Here is a 19,582-nt window from a genome sequence, read left to right as displayed (position 1 = left end):
GATTTCGAACGCATTTTTGGCTGGAACGCACGAGTTCGTTAAACGCGGGTAGCCATTAAACAGACGAAGTCGCCTTGGCAGTCTTTACCTTGGCTGGCGCCGGGGGATGGCAGGAAGGAAGCAGGGGCGGGGGCGCTGGCAAGCCTGGTGTGATCAGTGCTTGCCAGCGGTTTGCAGCGGCTACTCGGCGATTTGCAGTTTACGGGCCTCGGTGTACACGTACCGCACTTTCTCGTACTCGAACGGCGAGTTCATCTGGCCGTAGCGGAAGCTGGTCTGGTAGCGCTTGTCGACCGCACGCAACGCCCAGACTTCCGGATGGTTCGAGCTGACTTCCGAAACGTTGAGGAAGTTGATCGCCGATTCGGCGGTGTAGTCCACAGCCAGGCCGGCGGTATCGCGGATGTTCGACGGGCCGAGGATCGGCAGCACGAAGTAGGCGCCGCCCGGTACACCGTAGAAGCCCAGGGTCTGACCGAAGTCTTCGCTCTGGCGCGGCAGGCCCATGGCGGTGGCCGGGTCCCACAGACCGGCGATGCCGATGGTGGTGTTGAGCAGCAGGCGCGCGGTGGTTTCCATCGAACGCTGGCCCTTGAACTGCAGCAGGCTGTTGACCAGGTTCGGCACGTCACCGAGGTTGTTGAAGAAGTTGCTCACCCCGGTGCGCACGAAGCTTGGGGTGATGTAGCGGTAGCCATCGACCACCGGCAGGAACACCCATTGGTCGAAGCGGTAGTTGAAGTGGTAGACCCGACGGTTCCACGATTCCAACGGGTCGTAGACGTTCAGCGCGTTGAGCGTCGAACGCTCGAACTCGCGCTGGTCCAGGCCCGCGTTGAATTTCAGTTTGGTCAGCGGTTCCTTGAAACCGTCGCTGTCGACCACTACCGGCGCGTTGGCTTTGCTGTTGTCGGCCTGGGCCACGCCTGCACAGAGGAGCGCTGTAATCAGCAGGAGATATTTAGCCACGGAAGAACTCCAGCATGGCGTCGCTGTTGACGCGATAGTTAAGGTTGCCACAGTGGCCGCCCAGTGGGTAAACGGTCAGGCGATCACCGAAGGTCTTGCGCAGGAAACCGAGGTCGCCGGGGCCGAGGATCACGTCGTCGGCGTTGTGCATCACGGCAATTTTCGGACTGGCTTGCAGGTAATCCTTGAGTGCGTACAGGCTGACCTGATCGATCAGTTGCAGCAGGCTGCCGCCGTCGGTGCGCGCGCGCCACATCGGAATGACCTGCTCGGTGATGTAGCAATCGAAATCACATTGCAGCGCACGCTTGAGGAACGGCGTAAGGCTGGTGCCCTCGGTGATCGGGAATTTCGGCGGCGTGATCAGGCCACGACGGTTGATCAGGTCGGAAGTGAACGCGATATCGGCCGCCGAGAAGCGGAACGACGTGCCGATCAGCATCGCCATCTGCTCATTGGTCAGGTGCTGCTTGGACTGTTGGAAGTCGTAAAGCAGCGCGTCATTGAGGTCGATGTAGCCTTTTTGCTGGAAGTAGCGGGTCAGCTTGGTCAGCACCAGCTCATAAAAGGTGGTGCTGCTGTTGATGCCTTTGACTTCGGTCTGCACCAGCTTGTCGAGGTTGGTCACCGAGGTATAGAGGTTGACCGGCGGGTTGAGCAGCAGCACTTTCTTGAAGTTGAAGCTGCGGCGCGTCTCGTCCAGATGCGCGACGAACGCGGCATCGAGGGCGCCGAGGCTGTAGCCGGTGAGGTAGTACTCGGTCACCGGCAGTTTCGGGTTCTGCGCGCGCACGGCCTGCATCACCCGGTACATGTCTTCGGCGTCTTCCTTGGTCACACCCGGTGTGGCGAAGCGCGAAGCGGCGCTGATGAAGTCGAAGCTGGTCGGCGACGACAACTGCACGACGTGGTAGCCGGCCTTGTAATAGAGCTTTTTCAGGTATTCGTTGAGCGTGCTGTCAAAACGCGCACCGGTGCCGGCAATCAGAAAGATCAGCGGTGCCGGTTTGTCTTGCGTGGCAATGCGATAGGTCAGCTTTTTCACCGCCCAGAAATTGTCCGGGAGGATGAACTCGCGTTCCGGGCGCAGGGTGACGCTGCGATCCGACTGGTTGATGTCGTCGTCGAGCGGCAATTCAGGGCGCAAATCCGGCGGCGTCGTGGCGATGGTCGCCTCGAACGGATTGGTCAGGGGGTAGCCATAACTGGCGGCGTCGATATCCACCGCCAGTGCGGACGCACTCAAAATAAGGCCGCTGAACAGCGCGGCGAAGCGCAAGGAACGGAGCATGACTAGATCCCTTAGAGGAAGGTGCCGAATGAAGTTCGCAGGCTATGACCACCGGGCTTGCGCCAAAGTGCCATGCTGCGGCACCAAACAGGCGGAATTCGGGGTAATAGTAGCTGGACGATACACTTTGCACGGCCCGAATGAACAGTTAAGTGTTGTTAGCGCTTGCGTATGCGGGGCGGCAGATTAAGCTGGCCGCCGATTTCCGTAGATTGGAGTGCTCCATGTCCCGCCGCTTGCCCGTGATTGTGCTGCTCGTGCTGTTGCCGTTGTGGCTGGCTGCCAGTTATGCCGCGCGTTATGGCTTTATGGAAGACGGCCAGTGGGTCGGCATCTGCGTCGATGAGGCCAGCCGTTGGGAATGTCAGGTGCGTGCCAATCTGGGGCTGATGATTCATTTCAAGGTATTGGGCTGGGCGGCGCTCGGTGCGGCGCTGATCAGCTTCGTTGTGCCGGGACAGGCAGGGTGGTGGCTGGCGGTGCTGGCGCTGGCGATCGGTTTGCCGGCGCTGGCGTTGTACAACACCACGTTGGCGGTGTTTGCGGTGGTGATTGCCGGGTTGCGCCTGGTCCGCGAGTCCCGCAGCGCCTGATTGGGCGCTATCGCCAGCAGGGCTGGCTCCCACAGGGGATTTTTGTTTGACACAAATTTTGTGTTCCCAAAGATCCAGTGTGGGAGCTAGCCCTGCTAGCGATAAGGCCAGCAGGGCCGGTGCAGATTATCAGGGCCGAACCCGCAAGCAGCGCCACAACGCCGCCACCATTAATACGCTGACCAGCGCCCAACCCCAAGCCTGCTGATTCAGCAACCCTTCCTGATACAACTGCGGCGCAATCCCCGCCCCGACCATAAAGGTCAGCAAGGCAATCTCCCTGCGCGGCACGCTCACCGGCCGGCACACATAAACCAGCGCCGGCAGCACGAACGCCATGCTGGCAAAGCTGCGATAACGCGGGTCGAAGACCATCTCCAGCATCATCACTGCCGCGGCAAAACCGGCCGCTGCGACCAGCCAGCCGGCGCGCCGCTCAAACCAGTCGAAAACACGCCCACGCCAGCCCGCGCGCGTACTCAACGTCAATGCAGCGTGCGTCAACACGAGCAGATTCAACAGCGTCAGCAAGCCGACCCACAACCACTCGCTGGCAAACCGCGTGGTCACTCGTGCCAGATCGCCCCAGGCGCCAATCGAACAAGCGGCGAGGGCGCCCAGCAGCGGTAACAGCAGCGCCGAACGGGTGTTCCGAACGCGACCGCCAAGCGTCAGCGTGCCGAGAAAAATCAAACCACCAACCGCCAGCCACGCCTTCCAGTACGGCACGTTGCTCACCGGCCCGGCCAGCACGCCTTTATCCTGGCGATCGGCATCGTACAAGCCCCAATAACCGCCGACTGCGCCTTCACTGCCGCGTTTCCACGGCTGATCAAACGCTTCGATCAGGTTATAACGCCAGCCTTCCTTCTCGGCCACCGCCACGAACCCGCGAATGAATTTCGCTTCGTTGACCCGGCTCGGCACGGCGGTCTCACGCTGGCGGCCTTCGCTCGGCCAGCCGGTTTCGCCGATCATCACGTCCTTGGGCGCGAATTTGTTGCCGAACACCTGACGCACATCCGCGACATGCTGCAGGGCAACGTCGATGTTCGACGGATCATCTTCCCAGTACGGCAATAAATGAATGGTCAGGAAATCCACCGCCGGCGCGACTTCCGGGTGCTTGAGCCAGAACTCCCAGACATCGGCGTAGGTCACCGGTTGCCTGACCTGGCTTTTGACCTTGTTGATCAGCCGGGCCAGTTGCGCGCCGGTCACCTCTTTGCGCAGCAAGGCTTCGTTGCCGACGATCACGGCCGTGACCACGTCAGGGTTGGCGTTGGCCGATTGAATCAGCAGATCGACTTCCTTTTCGGTGTCGACCGGGTTGCTGTTGACCCAGGCGCCGATCATCAATTTCAGCCCGTGCTTGCGCGCCAGATCCGGCAGTGCTTCGAGGCCGGTCATCGAATAGGTCCGGATGCACTCGAAACGCGTGGCCAGCAGCGCGAGGTCGGCGTCCATGCGCTCGGGGCGCAATTTGAACGGCACGTCGAAGGGCGACTGGTCTTTATCGAACGGCGTGTAGGAGGCGCATTGCAGCTTGTGCGTCGGGGTGGCCGCGTCCGGCAGGATTACCGCTTGGCCGAGCCCGAACCAGAAGCCAGCGAGGGCAAGCAGGCCGAGCAGGCAGGCGAACAGATAGGGCAGAAAAGGAAAACGGGACGTCGCGGTCATGGTCAGGCCGAGTGGCTGCAAAGCGACGCATGTTACCTGCATTTATAGAGGGGTTGGTGCGCCGCATGCTGACGACATGCAAAGTTCGGGCGGATTGTCTGGCGTCAATTATCCAGGCGCGATTAATGGCGTTCTGATGTCGTTTCTCGTTGCCTTGAGGTCGCTGACAGAGCAGGTCGCTGCGGTCGTCAGGTTGATGATCGAAGCGTCAGTACCCTTGTGGAAAAATCGCGCTGATGTTCGATCGAGTGAGCGGTGCGGCGTGAAGGGGGCGCTGCACCATAACAATACGTTGACGATGCCCGGCATCCGTCGGGCGCAGCATTTCGGGGAAGTAAACGATGAAGATGCGACGACTTTTAGGCGCAGGTGCCGTGCTGGCGCTTGCGATGAGTTCCAGTTTCGCCAACGCTGAAAAACAGACCCTGAACATCGGTTACGTTGACGGCTGGTCCGACAGCGTCGCGACCACCCATGTGGCGGCCGAAGTGATCAAGCAGAAACTCGGTTACGACGTGAAGCTGCAAGCCGTGGCCACCGGGATCATGTGGCAGGGCGTGGCCACCGGTAAGCTCGACGCCATGCTTTCGGCCTGGCTTCCGGTGACCCACGGCGACTACTGGACCAAGAACAAGGATCAGGTCGTCGATTACGGCCCGAACTTCAAGGATGCGAAAATCGGCCTGATCGTGCCGGAGTACGTCAAAGCCAAATCGATCGAAGACCTGAAAACCGATGACACCTTCAAGAACCGCATCGTCGGGATCGATGCCGGTTCAGGCGTGATGCTCAAGACCGATCAGGCGATCAAGGATTACGGTCTGGACAAATACAGCCTCAAGGCCAGTTCCGGCGCCGGCATGATTGCCGAGCTGACCCGCGCCGAGAAGAAAAACGAGTCCATCGCCGTCACTGGTTGGGTGCCGCACTGGATGTTCGCCAAGTGGAAACTGCGCTTCCTCGATGACCCGAAGGGGGTGTATGGCCAGGCTGAAACCGTGAACAGCATCGGCAGCAAAGGCCTCGAAGCCAAGGCCCCGGAAGTGGCGAAATTCCTGAAAAACTTCCAGTGGGCGTCGAAAGACGAAATCGGCGAAGTCATGCTGGCGATCCAGGATGGTGCCAAGCCTGATGCCGCCGCAAAAGAATGGGTCGCCAAACATCCGGATCGCGTGGCTGACTGGACCAAATAATTCAAACACCGCCACACCCCTGTAGGAGTGAGCCTGCTCGCGATAGCGTCCCATCAGTTGATAGAAATGTCGACTGATACGACGCCATCGCGAGCAGGCTCACTCCTACAGTTGTTTTTGGGTGTACCGGATAATGGCAAATACGTCATGGCCATCTACTACTAAGGTCGTCTGGAACCTCTCTCGCAGCCGCATACATTAGCTACGTTCCAACAATAATCTGTGCTGCGAGGATAAAAACAATGAACGACAGCATTTACCTCTCGATTCAAAACAGTCCCCGATTCAAGGAGCTGGTCAAGAAAAGGGAACGATTCGCCTGGATTCTCTCGGCAATCATGCTTGGGCTGTACTCCGCATTCATCCTGCTGATCGCGTACGGGCCGCATGTGCTCGGGGCGAAACTCAGTCCGGAATCTTCGATTACCTGGGGCATCCCGATCGGTGTCGGCCTGATCCTTTCGGCCTTCGTCCTGACCGGCATCTACGTGCGCCGCGCCAATGGCGAGTTCGACGACCTGAACAATGCGATTCTCAAGGAGGCTCAGCAATGATCCGGCGTCTACTTGCTCTATTAAGCGTTGCCGCGTTCGCGCCCGGCGCCTGGGCCGCTGATGCCCTGACCGGTGCCGTGGCCAAGCAACCGCTGAACATCCCGGCGATCCTGATGTTCGTGGCCTTTGTCGGCGCGACGCTGTACATCACCTACTGGGCTTCGAAGAAAAACAACTCGGCCGCCGATTATTACGCGGCGGGCGGCAAGATCACCGGTTTCCAGAACGGTCTGGCGATTGCCGGTGACTACATGTCGGCGGCGTCCTTCCTGGGGATTTCCGCGCTGGTGTTCACCTCCGGCTACGATGGCCTGATCTACTCGATCGGCTTCCTGGTGGGCTGGCCGATCATCCTGTTCCTGATCGCCGAACGTCTGCGTAACCTGGGTAAATACACCTTTGCCGACGTGGCGTCCTACCGCCTCGGGCAAACCCAGATTCGCACCCTGTCTGCGTGCGGTTCGCTGGTGGTGGTGGCGTTCTACCTGATCGCGCAAATGGTCGGTGCCGGCAAGCTGATCCAGCTGCTGTTCGGCCTTGATTACCACGTTGCGGTGATCCTGGTCGGTGTGCTGATGTGCATGTACGTGCTGTTCGGCGGCATGCTGGCGACCACGTGGGTGCAGATCATCAAGGCCGTATTGCTGCTGTCCGGTGCCTCGTTCATGGCTCTGATGGTGATGAAACACGTTGGCTTCGATTTCAACACGCTGTTCTCTGAAGCGATCAAGGTTCACGCCAAGGGCGAAGCGATCATGAGCCCGGGCGGTCTGGTCAAGGATCCGATCTCGGCGTTCTCGCTGGGTCTGGCGCTGATGTTCGGTACCGCGGGCCTTCCGCACATTCTGATGCGCTTCTTCACCGTGAGTGACGCGAAAGAAGCGCGCAAGAGCGTGCTCTATGCAACCGGTTTCATTGGCTACTTCTATATCCTGACCTTCATCATCGGCTTCGGCGCGATCCTGCTGGTCAGCACCAACCCTGCTTTCAAAGATGCAGCGGGCGCCTTGCTTGGTGGCAACAACATGGCGGCGGTGCACCTGGCCAACGCGGTCGGTGGCAGCATTTTCCTCGGCTTCATCTCAGCGGTAGCGTTCGCGACCATTCTCGCGGTGGTGGCTGGCCTGACGCTGGCCGGTGCTTCGGCGGTGTCGCATGACCTGTATGCCAGTGTGATCAAGAAGGGCAAGGCCAACGAGAAGGATGAGATTCGCGTGTCGAAGATCACCACTATCGCTCTGGCGGTGCTGGCGATCGGTCTGGGCATTCTGTTCGAAAGCCAGAACATTGCGTTCATGGTTGGCCTGGCGTTCTCGATCGCGGCGAGCTGCAACTTCCCGGTGCTGTTGCTTTCGATGTACTGGAAGAAGCTGACTACGCGCGGTGCGATGATTGGCGGCTGGTTGGGGTTGATCAGTGCGGTCGGCCTGATGATTCTTGGCCCGACCATCTGGGTGCAGATTCTGCATCATGAGAAGGCAATCTTCCCCTATGAGTACCCGGCGCTGTTTTCGATGATCATTGCCTTTATCGGGATCTGGTTCTTCTCGATTACTGACAAGTCGGCGGCGGCGGACAACGAGCGGGCGCTGTTCTTCCCGCAGTTTGTGCGGTCGCAGACCGGGTTGGGGGCGAGTGGGGCGGTTTCGCACTAAAAAGCGGTTTTTAGCTGCAAGCTGCAAGCTGCAAGAGTGCCCTGATCGAGAGATTGGGGCATTTTTTTTGTGGGCGGTTATCGGGTGGTTTGGTGTGTATATCCGGTGCTGCGGTAACGGCTTCTTAGGGTTCCGCCCTTACGGCGGGTCACCTTTTTCAAACGCCAAAAAGGTAACCGAAAAGGCTTGCTCCTGCGTTCGGCCCTCGCAGGCTCGGGTCCCTTCGCTGCGGGATCGATCCGGGCGCAGCGGCTACGGTTTGCTGCGCTGCACCTCCTTCCGCTGTGTCTGGCTGCGCCAGACGGTCGCTGCGCTCCCACGCCCGGATCAATCCCTCCACTCAGCCTTCCGATGTCGCTGGTTAGGCAAGATCAAGATCAAGATCAAGATCAAGAGCACGCGAGCTAACGCTCATTGTTGAGTGGTTAGAAGCGTGGGGTAGGATTGGGATTTGTGGCGTGGCTGCCCCTCACCCCAGCCCTCTTCCCAAGGAGAGGGAGCCGATTTGTGGGTCTTTCAAAATCTGCATTCAACTCGATATCCCAGGTCAGCGTATCTCTCGCATCCCCCACGGTCAGTCCCCTCTCCCTCCGGGAGTGTATGTACCGGAGACATGGTGGACACATGTTCGGAGACATGGTGGACGGTTTTAGATCTTCTTACCTGCCGTCACGACCTGCAAGTTCAAGTCGATTCGAGCGACACGATGTCTACTCCAGTAGACATCGTGGATGCCGTCCTCCGTCGTCTCCCTGATCGCTATGCACCTGCCATAAAAAGCCTTTCCAATCTTGTATTCCCGATTCCTCCAAAAGATTTCGCCTCCCACCTGTACCTTCCTGACCACATCCGCGTCGCTGTACTCCGGTTCCGCCGGTCGCTCCTGATATTCCCTTGGGCTGCCACTGTAACGAGCCGCCGGCACCGCCATGCCCAGCGCCTGATGAGGGCGTTTTTGGTTGTAGATGTCGCGCCAGGTATCAAACGCCCGTTGTGCGTCGTCGAGATCGGTGAAAAACCGGCCTTGCAGGACTTCATTTTTCAGGCTGCGGTGGAAGCGCTCCAGTTTTCCCTGAGTCTGAGGATGATAAGGCCGGGAGTGACCGACCTTAATGCCCTGGCTCATCAGCCAGACTTCCAGCGCAGTATAAACGCCAGTCTGATCGCCCCATGGCGAGCCGTTGTCCATCGTCATGCGCAACGGCAGGCCGTAGCGTCGAAACGTCCGGATTAGATGGTCTTGTACAGTTTGGCGCTGTTCATTGGCACATGCGGCAATGCATAGCGAAAAGCGTGAGTGGTCGTCCAGTATTGTGAATGGATGGCAGCGTCCGTGGCTCAGACTGAAATGTCCCTTGAAGTCGATCTGCCATAGATCGTTAGGCGCTTCGTGCTCAAAGCGGATAAATGGTTTGATCTCGGTAGCCTTTGGATCAACACGCGAATGACGCTGCAAAACCGCATGCACAGTGCTGACAGAGGGCATCACAGCGCCTTCATCTTCCAGCACGCGCTTGAGCTTGCGGGCACCCCAGGCCTCGTATCGCTGACTCATGGTCAGAATCCGCTGCTCAACCTCATCAGCACAACGTTTCGGTGATGTTTTCGGTCGACGGGACTGATCGTGCAACCCCTCTACACCTGATATTTCAAACCTGTTGAGCCATTTGTAGGCAGTACTTGGGCTGATATTGAATCGACGGCAAAGCTGCCGAACATTCGCTCCTTCTTGCCGAGCTAAATGCACAAACTCTGTACGAAGTTGCATGGTGGATGCCTCTTGCCAGGACACAGGTCATCTCCTTGATGATGAGCAATGTGCCTATTAAAAAGTGTCCACCATGTCTCCGAACACCTGTCCACCATGTGTCCGGTACATACAGGGAGAGGGCTAGGGTGAGGGGCTTTTGATCTTGCTCTGGATTTTGATCTTGCTCTGGATTTTGATCTTGATCTGGCTTTTGATCTTTTGCCCCTTCGGAAGGCTGAGTGAAGGGATCGATCCGGGCGTGGGAGCGTAGCGACCGTACGACGAAGTCGTACACAGCGGAAGTAGGTGCAGCGAAGCAAACCGGAGCCGCTGCGCCCGGATCGATTCCGTAACGAAGGAACCCCGAGCCCCAGCGAGGGGCCGAACGCCGGGGCAAAGCCTTTTGGTTCCTTTTTGGCGTCTGAAAAAGGGACTCGCTGTAAGAGCGAAACCGCCAGCGGCAACACCCGCATTAACGGATATGCCCCCGACCCTGAAAACAGTCGGCCCGAAGGCCGCTGCGACCGCAAACAAAAACGGCCTCTATATAAGAGGCCGTTCCTGACACACCACTAAACCATCAAAACAAGAAAACCTTACTTACGGTCTTCCAGCTTAACGATGTCACGCGACTCATAACCCGTGTACAGCTGGCGCGGACGGCCAATCTTGTACGGGCTCGAGAGCATTTCCTTCCAGTGCGAAATCCAGCCGACAGTACGTGCCAGGGCGAAGATCACGGTGAACATGCTGGTCGGAATGCCGATCGCCTTGAGGATGATCCCCGAGTAGAAGTCGACGTTCGGGTACAGCGAGCGTTCGATGAAGTACGGGTCGGTCAGGGCGATCTCTTCCAGGCGCATGGCCAGTTCGAGTTGCGGATCGTTGTTGATGCCCAGTTCCTTCAATACTTCGTCGCAGGTCTGCTTCATGACCGTGGCGCGAGGGTCGCGGTTCTTGTAGACGCGGTGGCCGAAGCCCATCAGCTTGAACGGATCGTTCTTGTCCTTGGCCTTGGCGATGAATTTGTCGATGTTCGAGACATCGCCGATTTCATCGAGCATGGTCAGTACGGCTTCGTTCGCACCACCGTGGGCAGGGCCCCACAGTGCGGCGATACCGGCGGCGATACAGGCGAACGGGTTGGCACCCGAAGAGCCGGCCAGACGGACGGTAGAGGTCGACGCGTTCTGCTCGTGGTCGGCGTGGAGGATGAAGATCCGGTCCATGGCCTTGGCGAGTACCGGGCTGATCGGTTTGATCTCGCAAGGGGTGTTGAACATCATGTGCAGGAAGTTTTCCGCGTACGTCAGGTCGTTGCGCGGGTACATCATGGGTTGGCCCATGGAGTACTTGTAAACCATCGCTGCCAGGGTCGGCATCTTGGCAACCAGACGGATCGCGGAGATTTCGCGATGCTGCGGGTTATTGATGTCCAGGGAGTCGTGGTAGAAGGCCGAGAGGGCGCCGACTACACCGCACATGACGGCCATCGGGTGGGCGTCGCGACGGAAACCGTTGAAGAAGGTTTTCAGCTGCTCGTGAACCATCGTGTGGTTTTTCACGGTGCTGACGAACTGGGCCTTCTGTTCTGCCGTCGGCAATTCGCCGTTGAGCAGCAGGTAGCAGGTTTCCAGGTAGTCCGACTTTTCAGCCAGCTGTTCGATCGGGTAGCCGCGGTGCAACAGAATGCCGTTGTCGCCGTCGATATAGGTGATCTTCGACTCGCACGAGGCGGTCGACATGAAACCCGGGTCGAACGTGAAGCGGCCCGTGGCCGTCAGGCTCCGAACATCGATTACATCGGGACCAACGGTGCCGGTTAAAATGGGCAGCTCGACGGGGGCTGCGCCCTCGATGATCAACTGCGCTTTTTTGTCAGCCATGTGGCCTCCTATTTATGCTTGAACCATCAGACAGACCCCCCACGCAGGGCCCGCACCACTATAGTGAGATAAATTCGAATGTCAATTTGCCTAAAGTCTTGCTCCAGAAGGCTTTAAGCGCACTTTTTCCTCGAAATTGACTGCCATTTACGCCTTTTATGCGACTTGTGCAATCCGCTATTGGGGGTAGGTGAACGCGTTGTCATTAGTAGCCTAACTGTCTATACTCGGCCACCGACCGCCAAGGGCTTTTGGGCTTGCTTTCATTGGGGGTCGCATCCCTGGGTGGTGGTTACCTGACCAGTGCACTCCCCAACAACTTTGCCCTGATTGTTAGGGGCTCTTCAGTGTGAAAAAAAAGCCGTGAAAAGCCAACGACCTGTAAACCTAGACCTAAGGACCATCAAACTCCCAGTCACTGCTTACACGTCCATTCTTCACCGTATCTCCGGTGTCATCCTCTTCGTGTGCCTTGCCATCATGCTTTATGCATTGGACAAGTCGCTGAGCTCCGAGGAAGGCTTCGGTCAGGTGAAAGCGTGTCTGACCAGTCCGCTAGCCAAGCTAGTGATTTGGGGCATCCTGTCCGCTCTGCTGTATCACCTGGTAGCCGGTGTGCGCCACTTGATCATGGACATGGGCATCGGTGAGACGCTGGAAGGCGGCAAACTGGGCTCGAAAATCGTTATCGCCGTTTCCGTGGTGGTAATCGTTCTGGCAGGAGTCTGGATATGGTAACTAACGTCACTAACCTGTCGCGTTCGGGCCTCTATGACTGGATGGCGCAACGTGTGTCTGCGGTCGTTCTCGCGGCTTACTTCATCTTTCTGATCGGATACATCGTCGCCAACCCTGGCCTCGAGTATGCCCAGTGGCATGAACTGTTCGCTCACAACGGAATGCGTATTTTCAGCCTGCTGGCCCTTGTTGCTCTGGGCGCTCACGCCTGGGTCGGCATGTGGACCATCGCGACCGACTACCTGACGCCAATGGCGTTCGGCAAGTCCGCAACGGCAATACGTTTCCTTTTCCAGGCAGTTTGCGGCGTTGCGATGTTCGCTTACTTCGTCTGGGGTGTGCAGATTCTCTGGGGTATCTGAGTCATGGCTAACATTCCAACGATTTCTTTCGACGCCATCATTATTGGTGGTGGCGGTGCCGGCATGCGCGCTGCGCTGCAGCTGGCACAGGGCGGGCACAAGACTGCGGTGATCACCAAGGTTTTCCCGACCCGTTCGCACACTGTATCCGCCCAGGGCGGCATCACCTGCGCAATCGCGTCCGCTGATCCGAACGATGACTGGCGCTGGCACATGTACGATACCGTCAAGGGTTCCGACTACATCGGTGACCAGGACGCGATCGAATACATGTGTCAGGAAGGCCCGGCCGCGGTGTTCGAGCTGGACCACATGGGTCTGCCGTTCTCGCGTACCGAGCAAGGCCGTATCTACCAGCGTCCGTTCGGCGGTCAGTCCAAGGACTACGGCAAGGGCGGTCAGGCTGCACGTACTTGCGCCGCTTCCGACCGTACCGGTCACGCGCTGCTGCATACTCTTTATCAGGGCAACCTGAAGGCCGGCACCACGTTCCTCAACGAGTACTACGCTGTCGATCTGGTGAAAAACCAGGAAGGCGAATTCGTCGGTGTGATCGCGATCTGCATCGAAACCGGCGAAACTTCGTACATCCGCGCCAAGGCCACCGTATTGGCCACTGGCGGTGCAGGCCGTATCTACGCCTCCACCACCAATGCCCTGATCAACACCGGTGACGGCGTTGGCATGGCCCTGCGTGCCGGCGTGCCGGTGCAGGACATCGAAATGTGGCAGTTCCACCCGACCGGCATCGCCGGCGCCGGTGTACTGGTGACCGAAGGTTGCCGTGGTGAAGGTGGTTACCTGATCAACAAGCACGGCGAGCGTTTCATGGAGCGTTATGCTCCGAACGCCAAAGACCTTGCCGGTCGTGACGTGGTTGCCCGTTCGATGGTCAAGGAAATCATCGCCGGCAACGGTTGCGGTCCGAATGGCGACCACGTAATGCTCAAACTCGACCACCTGGGCGAGGAAGTGCTGCACAGCCGTCTGCCAGGCATCTGCGAACTGTCGAAGACGTTCGCACACGTTGACCCGGTGGTTGCGCCGGTTCCGGTTGTTCCGACCTGCCACTACATGATGGGCGGCGTTGCCACCAACATTCATGGCCAGGCGATCACCCAGAACGCCGAAGGTCAGGACCAGATCATTCCTGGCCTGTTCGCGGTCGGTGAAGTGGCTTGCGTATCGGTTCACGGTGCCAACCGTCTGGGCGGCAACTCGCTGCTCGACCTGGTGGTATTCGGTCGCGCTGCCGGCCTGCACCTGGAAAAGGCCCTGACCGACGGCATCGAATACGACGACGCTACCGAGTCCGATATCGAAGCTGCCCTGTCGCGCCTGAACGCACTGAACAACCGTACCGACGGTGAAGACGTTGCGACCCTGCGTCGCGAGCTGCAAAGCTGCATGCAGAACTACTTCGGCGTATTCCGTACCGGCGAATACATGCAGAAAGGCATCGCTCAGCTTGCTGACCTGCGTGCCCGCATCGCCAACGTGAAGATCAACGACAAGTCGCAGGCGTTCAACACTGCACGAATCGAAGCGCTGGAGCTGCAAAACCTGCTGGAAGTGGCTGAAGCTACCGCCATCGCGGCCGAAGTACGTAAAGAGTCCCGCGGCGCGCACGCCCGTGAAGACTTCGAAGACCGTGACGACGAAAACTGGCTGTGCCACACCCTGTACTTCCCGGGTGACAAGCGCGTCACCAAGCGTGCCGTCAACTTCTCGCCGAAGACTGTTCCGACTTTCGAACCTAAAGTCCGGACTTATTAAGGGGTGACCGCCATGTTGCAAGTCAGTGTATATCGCTACAACCCTGATCAGGACGCTGCGCCGTTCATGCAGGACTTCCAGGTCGATACCGGTGGTAAAGACCTGATGGTGCTCGACGTGCTGGCCCTGATCAAAGAGCAGGACGAGGGTTTCTCCTATCGTCGCTCTTGCCGTGAAGGCGTCTGCGGCTCCGACGGCATGAACATCAACGGCAAGAACGGTCTGGCGTGCATCACGCCGCTGTCCGCCGTTGTAAAAGGTAACAAGTTGATCGTTCGCCCACTGCCAGGTCTGCCGGTTATCCGTGACCTGGTCGTCGATATGAGCATCTTCTACAAGCAATACGAGAAGGTGAAGCCTTACCTGCAGAACGACACGCCGGCTCCGGCCATCGAGCGTCTGCAGTCGCCGGAAGAACGTGAAAAGCTCGACGGTCTGTACGAGTGCATCCTGTGCGCCTGCTGCTCGACTTCGTGCCCATCGTTCTGGTGGAACCCTGACAAGTTCCTCGGTCCTGCTGCACTGCTGCAAGCCTACCGCTTCCTGGCTGACAGCCGTGACACCAAGACCAGCGAGCGTCTGGCTTCGCTCGATGACCCGTTCAGCGTTTTCCGCTGCCGGGGCATCATGAACTGCGTCAACGTATGTCCGAAAGGCCTGAACCCGACTAAGGCCATCGGTCACATCCGTAACATGCTGCTCTCGAGCGGCGTGTGATTCAGCTGCTGTAACGTTGCACCGTAGAGGCTGTGGCGCGGGCTTCAACCCGCGTCATGGCTATAACCAGAGCAGTAGCCACAAGCTGCCGCTCTTATTTTGAAGAAATGAGACAAGCAGGGGCATCCGGGCTGGTACCCGGACTATCAGTGTGATCCTAAGTGGCTTGTTTTAGTCGCTGCATTCGGACTTCTGCAAGTTTGCTCGGTGTCGACGCCGATGGTGTTCCCCTAACCGAGGGTGACCAAGCATGCAAGAAAGCGTGATGCAGCGCATGTGGAACAGCGCCTACCTTTCAGGTGGAAACGCTGCCTATGTGGAAGAGCTTTATGAGCTCTACCTGCACGACCCTAACGCTGTGCCAGAAGAGTGGCGCACCTACTTTCAGAAGTTGCCAGCCGACGGCAACTCTGCCACTGATGTTTCGCACTCCACGATTCGCGATCATTTCGTGCTGCTGGCAAAGAACCAGCGCCGCGCCCAACCGGTTTCCGCCGGCAGCGTGAGCAGTGAGCACGAGAAGAAGCAAGTAGAAGTGTTGCGATTGATCCAGGCCTACCGTATGCGTGGCCACCAGGCAGCCCAGCTTGACCCGCTGGGGCTGTGGCAGCGTCCTGCACCTGCAGACCTGTCGATCAATCATTACGGCTTGACCAATGCCGATCTTGATACGACCTTCCGTGCCGGCGACCTGTTCATCGGCAAAGAGGAAGCGAGCCTACGCGAAATTCACGAAGCGTTGCAGCAGACATATTGCCGCACCATCGGCGCTGAATTTACGCACATCACCGATTCCGAGCAGCGCCAGTGGTTCCAGCAGCGTCTGGAAAGCGTGCGTGGTCGTCCGACGTACTCCGCCGACATCAAGAGCCACCTGCTTGAGCGCGTGACCGCCGGTGAAGGCCTGGAAAAATACCTCGGTACCAAATACCCGGGCACCAAGCGTTTCGGTCTGGAAGGCGGCGAAAGCCTGATTCCGATGCTCGACGAACTGATCCAGCGTTCCGGCTCGTACGGCACCAAGGAAGTCGTCATCGGCATGGCCCACCGTGGCCGTCTGAACGTGCTGGTCAACACCTTCGGCAAAAACCCGCGCGAGCTGTTCGACGAGTTCGAAGGCAAGAAGAAGGTCGAGCTGGGTTCCGGTGACGTGAAATATCACCAGGGCTTCTCGTCCAACGTGATGACCGCCGGCGGTGAAGTTCACCTGGCCATGGCGTTCAACCCGTCCCACCTGGAAATCGTTTCTCCGGTGGTCGAAGGTTCGGTGCGTGCCCGTCAGGACCGTCGTAACGACGCGACCGGCGAGAAAGTGCTGCCGATCTCCATCCACGGTGACGCGGCTTTCGCCGGTCAGGGCGTGGTCATGGAAACCTTCCAGATGTCGCAGACCCGCGGTTTCAAGACCGGCGGTACCGTGCACATCGTGATCAACAACCAGGTCGGTTTCACCATCAGCAACCCGCTGGACTCGCGTTCCACCGAGTACGCCACCGACGTTGCCAAGATGATCCAGGCGCCGATCCTCCATGTGAATGGCGATGATCCGGAAGCCGTGCTGTTCGTGACTCAGCTCGCCATCGACTACCGCATGCAGTTCAAGCGTGACGTGGTGATCGATCTGGTCTGCTACCGTCGTCGCGGCCACAACGAGGCCGACGAGCCAAGCGGCACCCAGCCACTGATGTATCAGCAGATCACCAAGCAGCGCACTACCCGTGAGCTGTACGCCGATCGTCTGACCCAGGCCGGTGTCCTCGACGCTGAACGTGTTCAGGCCAAGGTCGACGAATACCGCAACGCGCTGGACAACGGTCTGCACGTGGTGAAATCGCTGGTCAAAGAGCCGAACAAAGAGCTGTTCGTCGACTGGCGTCCGTATCTGGGCCACGCCTGGACCGCGCGTCATGACACGCGTTTCGATCTGAAAACCCTGCAAGAGCTGTCCGCCAAGCTGCTGGAAATTCCGGAAGGCTTCGTGGTTCAGCGTCAGGTTGCGAAGATCTACGAAGACCGTCAGAAGATGCAAGCCGGCGGCCTGCCGATCAACTGGGGTTACGCCGAAACCATGGCGTACGCGACCCTGGCGTTCGAAGGTCACCCGATTCGCATGACCGGTCAGGACATCGGCCGCGGTACGTTCTCGCACCGTCACGCTGTGCTGCACAACCAGAAAGACGCGGGCACCTACATTCCGCTGCAGAACCTGTACGACGGTCAGCCACGCTTCGACCTGTACGACTCGTTCCTCTCGGAAGAAGCGGTACTGGCCTTCGAATACGGCTACTCGACCACCACGCCAAACGCGCTGGTGATCTGGGAAGCCCAGTTCGGCGACTTCGCCAACGGTGCGCAGGTCGTGATCGACCAGTTCATCACCAGCGGCGAGCACAAGTGGGGCCGTCTCTGCGGTCTGACCATGTTGCTGCCACACGGTTATGAAGGTCAGGGCCCTGAGCACAGCTCGGCACGTCTTGAGCGTTACCTGCAGCTGTGCGCCGAGCACAACATCCAGGTGTGCATGCCGACCACGCCGGCACAGATCTACCACTTGCTGCGCCGTCAGGTGATTCGCCCGCTGCGCAAGCCGCTGGTCGTGCTGACGCCGAAGTCGCTGCTGCGCCACAAGCTGGCCATCTCGACGCTGGAAGATCTGGCCGAAGGCTCGTTCCAGACCGTGATCCCGGAAATCGACGCACTGGACCCGAAAAAGGTCGAGCGCGTGGTTCTGTGCAGCGGCAAGGTCTACTACGACCTGCTGGAAAAACGCCGTGCCGAAGGCCGCGAAGATATCGCCATCGTGCGTATCGAGCAGCTGTATCCGTTCCCTGAGGACGACTTGAAGGAAGTCCTGGCTCCGTACACCAACGTCAAGCATGCCGTTTGGTGTCAGGAAGAGCCGATGAACCAGGGTGCCTGGTACTGCAGCCAGCATCACTTGCGTCGCAGCATCGCAAACCTCGACAGGACTCTCGTACTTGAGTACGCGGGCCGTGAGGCTTCGGCTGCACCTGCTTGTGGTTACGCATCGATGCACGCCGAGCAGCAGGAAAAACTGCTGCAAGACGCGTTTACCGTTTAACGCCTTCGCGCTGACTGAAACCGAATTTTAAGGACCCACAGATAATGGCTATCGAAATCAAAGCCCCGTCATTCCCGGAATCGGTTGCCGATGGCACCGTTGCCACCTGGCACAAGAAACCAGGCGAGGCCGTCAAGCGTGACGACCTGATCGTCGACATCGAGACCGACAAGGTCGTGCTGGAAGTATTGGCCGAAGCCGACGGCGTGCTGGGCGCAATCGTTGCCGAAGAGGGCGCTACCGTTCTGTCGAACCAGGTTCTGGGCTCGATCGAAGAGGGCAGCGCTGCTGCCGCTGCTCCAGCCGCCGCTGCTGCTCCGGCCGCTACTGCCGCTGCCGCACCGGCTGCTGCCGATGGCGAAGACGACCCGATCGCGGCTCCCGCTGCACGCAAGCTGGCTGAAGAGAACGGCATCAACATCGCTTCCGTTGCCGGCACCGGCAAGGGCGGTCGTGTGACCAAGGAAGACGTGGTTGCTGCTGTTGCTGCGAAGAAAGCCGCTCCGGCTGCCGCGCCTGCCAAGGCTGCTGCTCCTTCGGCCGCTGCTCCAGTGTTCGCCGCTGGCGACCGCGTCGAGAAGCGCGTACCGATGACCCGCGTTCGCGCCACCGTGGCCAAGCGTCTGGTTGAAGCGCAATCGAACATGGCGATGCTGACCACCTTCAACGAAGTCGACATGACCGAAGTCATGGCCCTGCGTTCGAAGTACAAGGACCTGTTCGAGAAGTCCCACAACGGCGTGCGCCTGGGCTTCATGTCGTTCTTCGTGAAAGCGGCCACCGAGGCGCTGAAGCGCTTCCCGGCTGTCAACGCATCGATCGACGGCGGCGACATCGTTTACCACGGCTACGCGGACATCGGCGTTGCCGTTTCCAGCGACCGTGGCCTGGTTGTTCCGGTTCTGCGTAACGCCGAGCTGATGAGCCTGGCGGAAATCGAAGGCGGCATCGCCACGTTCGGCAAGAAAGCCCGTGACGGCAAACTGTCGATGGACGAGATGACCGGTGGTACCTTCACCATCACCAACGGTGGTACCTTCGGTTCGATGATGTCGACGCCGATCGTCAACCCGCCGCAGGCAGCGATTCTGGGCATGCACAACATCATCCAGCGTCCTATGGCCATCAACGGTCAGGTCGTGATCCGTCCGATGATGTACCTGGCACTGTCTTACGATCACCGTCTGATCGATGGCAAAGAAGCTGTGACCTTCCTGGTGACCATCAAGAACCTGCTGGAAGATCCGGCTCGTCTGTTGCTGGATATCTGATAGAAGCAGCTGCGGGTTGCAGGTGTATCGCCGGAAACGGCGGTACAGCCTGCAGCGCGCGGCTT

15 protein-coding genes are annotated in these 19,582 nt (G+C 58.8%); 10 read left to right on the top strand and 5 right to left on the bottom strand.

The genetic code is table 11. From position 1 onward, the window contains the following. Nucleotides 1-180 precede the first annotated feature (180 nt). Nucleotides 181-969: an MlaA family lipoprotein gene (locus J3P75_RS19740; protein WP_208938197.1), complete on the bottom strand. Its 789-nt coding sequence runs from the start codon at nucleotides 967-969 to the stop codon at nucleotides 181-183. Next, nucleotides 962-2,260: a serine/threonine protein kinase gene (locus J3P75_RS19735; RefSeq protein ID WP_206414945.1), complete on the bottom strand. Its 1,299-nt coding sequence runs from the start codon at nucleotides 2,258-2,260 to the stop codon at nucleotides 962-964. Before J3P75_RS19735 ends, J3P75_RS19740 begins: the two co-directional genes overlap by 8 nt. A gap of 224 nt (nucleotides 2,261-2,484) precedes the next feature. On the opposite strand from J3P75_RS19735, the gene J3P75_RS19730 reads away from it, so the two are divergent. Beyond that, nucleotides 2,485-2,853: a hypothetical protein gene (locus tag J3P75_RS19730; protein ID WP_434707882.1), complete on the top strand. Its 369-nt coding sequence runs from the start codon at nucleotides 2,485-2,487 to the stop codon at nucleotides 2,851-2,853. 129 nt (nucleotides 2,854-2,982) lie between these two features. Here J3P75_RS19730 and J3P75_RS19725 read toward each other — a convergent pair whose 3' ends face one another. Next, nucleotides 2,983-4,575, bottom strand: coding sequence for a beta (1-6) glucans synthase (locus J3P75_RS19725; protein ID WP_434707881.1), 1,593 nt, complete (start codon nucleotides 4,573-4,575; stop codon nucleotides 2,983-2,985). A gap of 299 nt (nucleotides 4,576-4,874) precedes the next feature. Here J3P75_RS19725 and J3P75_RS19720 point away from each other — a divergent pair, with 299 nt between their 5' ends. From J3P75_RS19720 to J3P75_RS19710, 3 genes are all read left to right on the top strand, one after another. After that, the gene (locus tag J3P75_RS19720) at nucleotides 4,875-5,726 is read left to right on the top strand and encodes a glycine betaine ABC transporter substrate-binding protein (protein ID WP_208938193.1); all 852 of its coding nucleotides are present in this window, start codon (nucleotides 4,875-4,877) and stop codon (nucleotides 5,724-5,726) included. Nucleotides 5,727-5,968: 242 nt separating this feature from the next. Beyond that, complete coding sequence (locus tag J3P75_RS19715; protein WP_090282412.1) at nucleotides 5,969-6,280, top strand: DUF485 domain-containing protein; 312 nt, start codon at nucleotides 5,969-5,971, stop codon at nucleotides 6,278-6,280. Next, nucleotides 6,277-7,935, top strand: a complete 1,659-nt coding sequence (locus J3P75_RS19710; RefSeq protein ID WP_042607583.1) for a cation acetate symporter — start codon at nucleotides 6,277-6,279, stop codon at nucleotides 7,933-7,935. The genes J3P75_RS19715 and J3P75_RS19710 overlap by 4 nt, the downstream gene beginning before the upstream one ends. Before the next feature lie 649 nt (nucleotides 7,936-8,584). Here the strand turns inward: J3P75_RS19710 and J3P75_RS19705 are convergent. Both J3P75_RS19705 and gltA read right to left on the bottom strand, forming a co-directional pair. Next, nucleotides 8,585-9,727 carry an IS481 family transposase gene (locus tag J3P75_RS19705; RefSeq protein ID WP_434707542.1) on the bottom strand — a complete coding sequence of 381 codons (1,143 nt, stop codon included), beginning with the start codon at nucleotides 9,725-9,727 and terminating at the stop codon, nucleotides 8,585-8,587. Between the two features lie 554 nt (nucleotides 9,728-10,281). Beyond that, the gene (gene gltA / locus J3P75_RS19700; RefSeq protein ID WP_090282413.1) at nucleotides 10,282-11,571 is read right to left on the bottom strand and encodes a citrate synthase; all 1,290 of its coding nucleotides are present in this window, start codon (nucleotides 11,569-11,571) and stop codon (nucleotides 10,282-10,284) included. 363 nt (nucleotides 11,572-11,934) lie between these two features. Between gltA and sdhC the strand changes: the two genes are divergently transcribed. The 6 genes from sdhC (at nucleotide 11,935) to odhB (ending at nucleotide 19,517) form a co-directional block, all read left to right on the top strand. After that, nucleotides 11,935-12,309, top strand: coding sequence for a succinate dehydrogenase, cytochrome b556 subunit (sdhC, locus tag J3P75_RS19695; RefSeq protein ID WP_016773673.1), 375 nt, complete (start codon nucleotides 11,935-11,937; stop codon nucleotides 12,307-12,309). Then, nucleotides 12,303-12,671 (top strand): succinate dehydrogenase, hydrophobic membrane anchor protein, encoded by a 369-nt coding sequence (sdhD, locus tag J3P75_RS19690; RefSeq protein ID WP_008049683.1) that lies wholly within the window; start codon nucleotides 12,303-12,305, stop codon nucleotides 12,669-12,671. Before sdhC ends, sdhD begins: the two co-directional genes overlap by 7 nt. A 3-nt stretch (nucleotides 12,672-12,674) precedes the next feature. Continuing rightward, nucleotides 12,675-14,447, top strand: coding sequence for a succinate dehydrogenase flavoprotein subunit (gene sdhA / locus J3P75_RS19685; RefSeq protein WP_042607585.1), 1,773 nt, complete (start codon nucleotides 12,675-12,677; stop codon nucleotides 14,445-14,447). A 12-nt stretch (nucleotides 14,448-14,459) separates the two neighbouring features. Further along, nucleotides 14,460-15,164, top strand: a complete 705-nt coding sequence (locus J3P75_RS19680; protein WP_016773675.1) for a succinate dehydrogenase iron-sulfur subunit — start codon at nucleotides 14,460-14,462, stop codon at nucleotides 15,162-15,164. 250 nt (nucleotides 15,165-15,414) lie between these two features. Then, entirely contained in the window at nucleotides 15,415-18,246 is a 2,832-nt protein-coding gene (locus J3P75_RS19675; protein ID WP_206414946.1) for a 2-oxoglutarate dehydrogenase E1 component, read from the top strand. A gap of 44 nt (nucleotides 18,247-18,290) precedes the next feature. After that, entirely contained in the window at nucleotides 18,291-19,517 is a 1,227-nt protein-coding gene (gene odhB / locus J3P75_RS19670; RefSeq protein WP_090282415.1) for a 2-oxoglutarate dehydrogenase complex dihydrolipoyllysine-residue succinyltransferase, read from the top strand. Nucleotides 19,518-19,582 lie beyond the last annotated feature (65 nt).

This window comes from Pseudomonas sp. R1-1 (genome assembly GCF_051132135.1).
Taxonomy (GTDB): domain Bacteria; phylum Pseudomonadota; class Gammaproteobacteria; order Pseudomonadales; family Pseudomonadaceae; genus Aquipseudomonas.
This window is presented reverse-complemented; position numbering and strand designations above follow the sequence as displayed.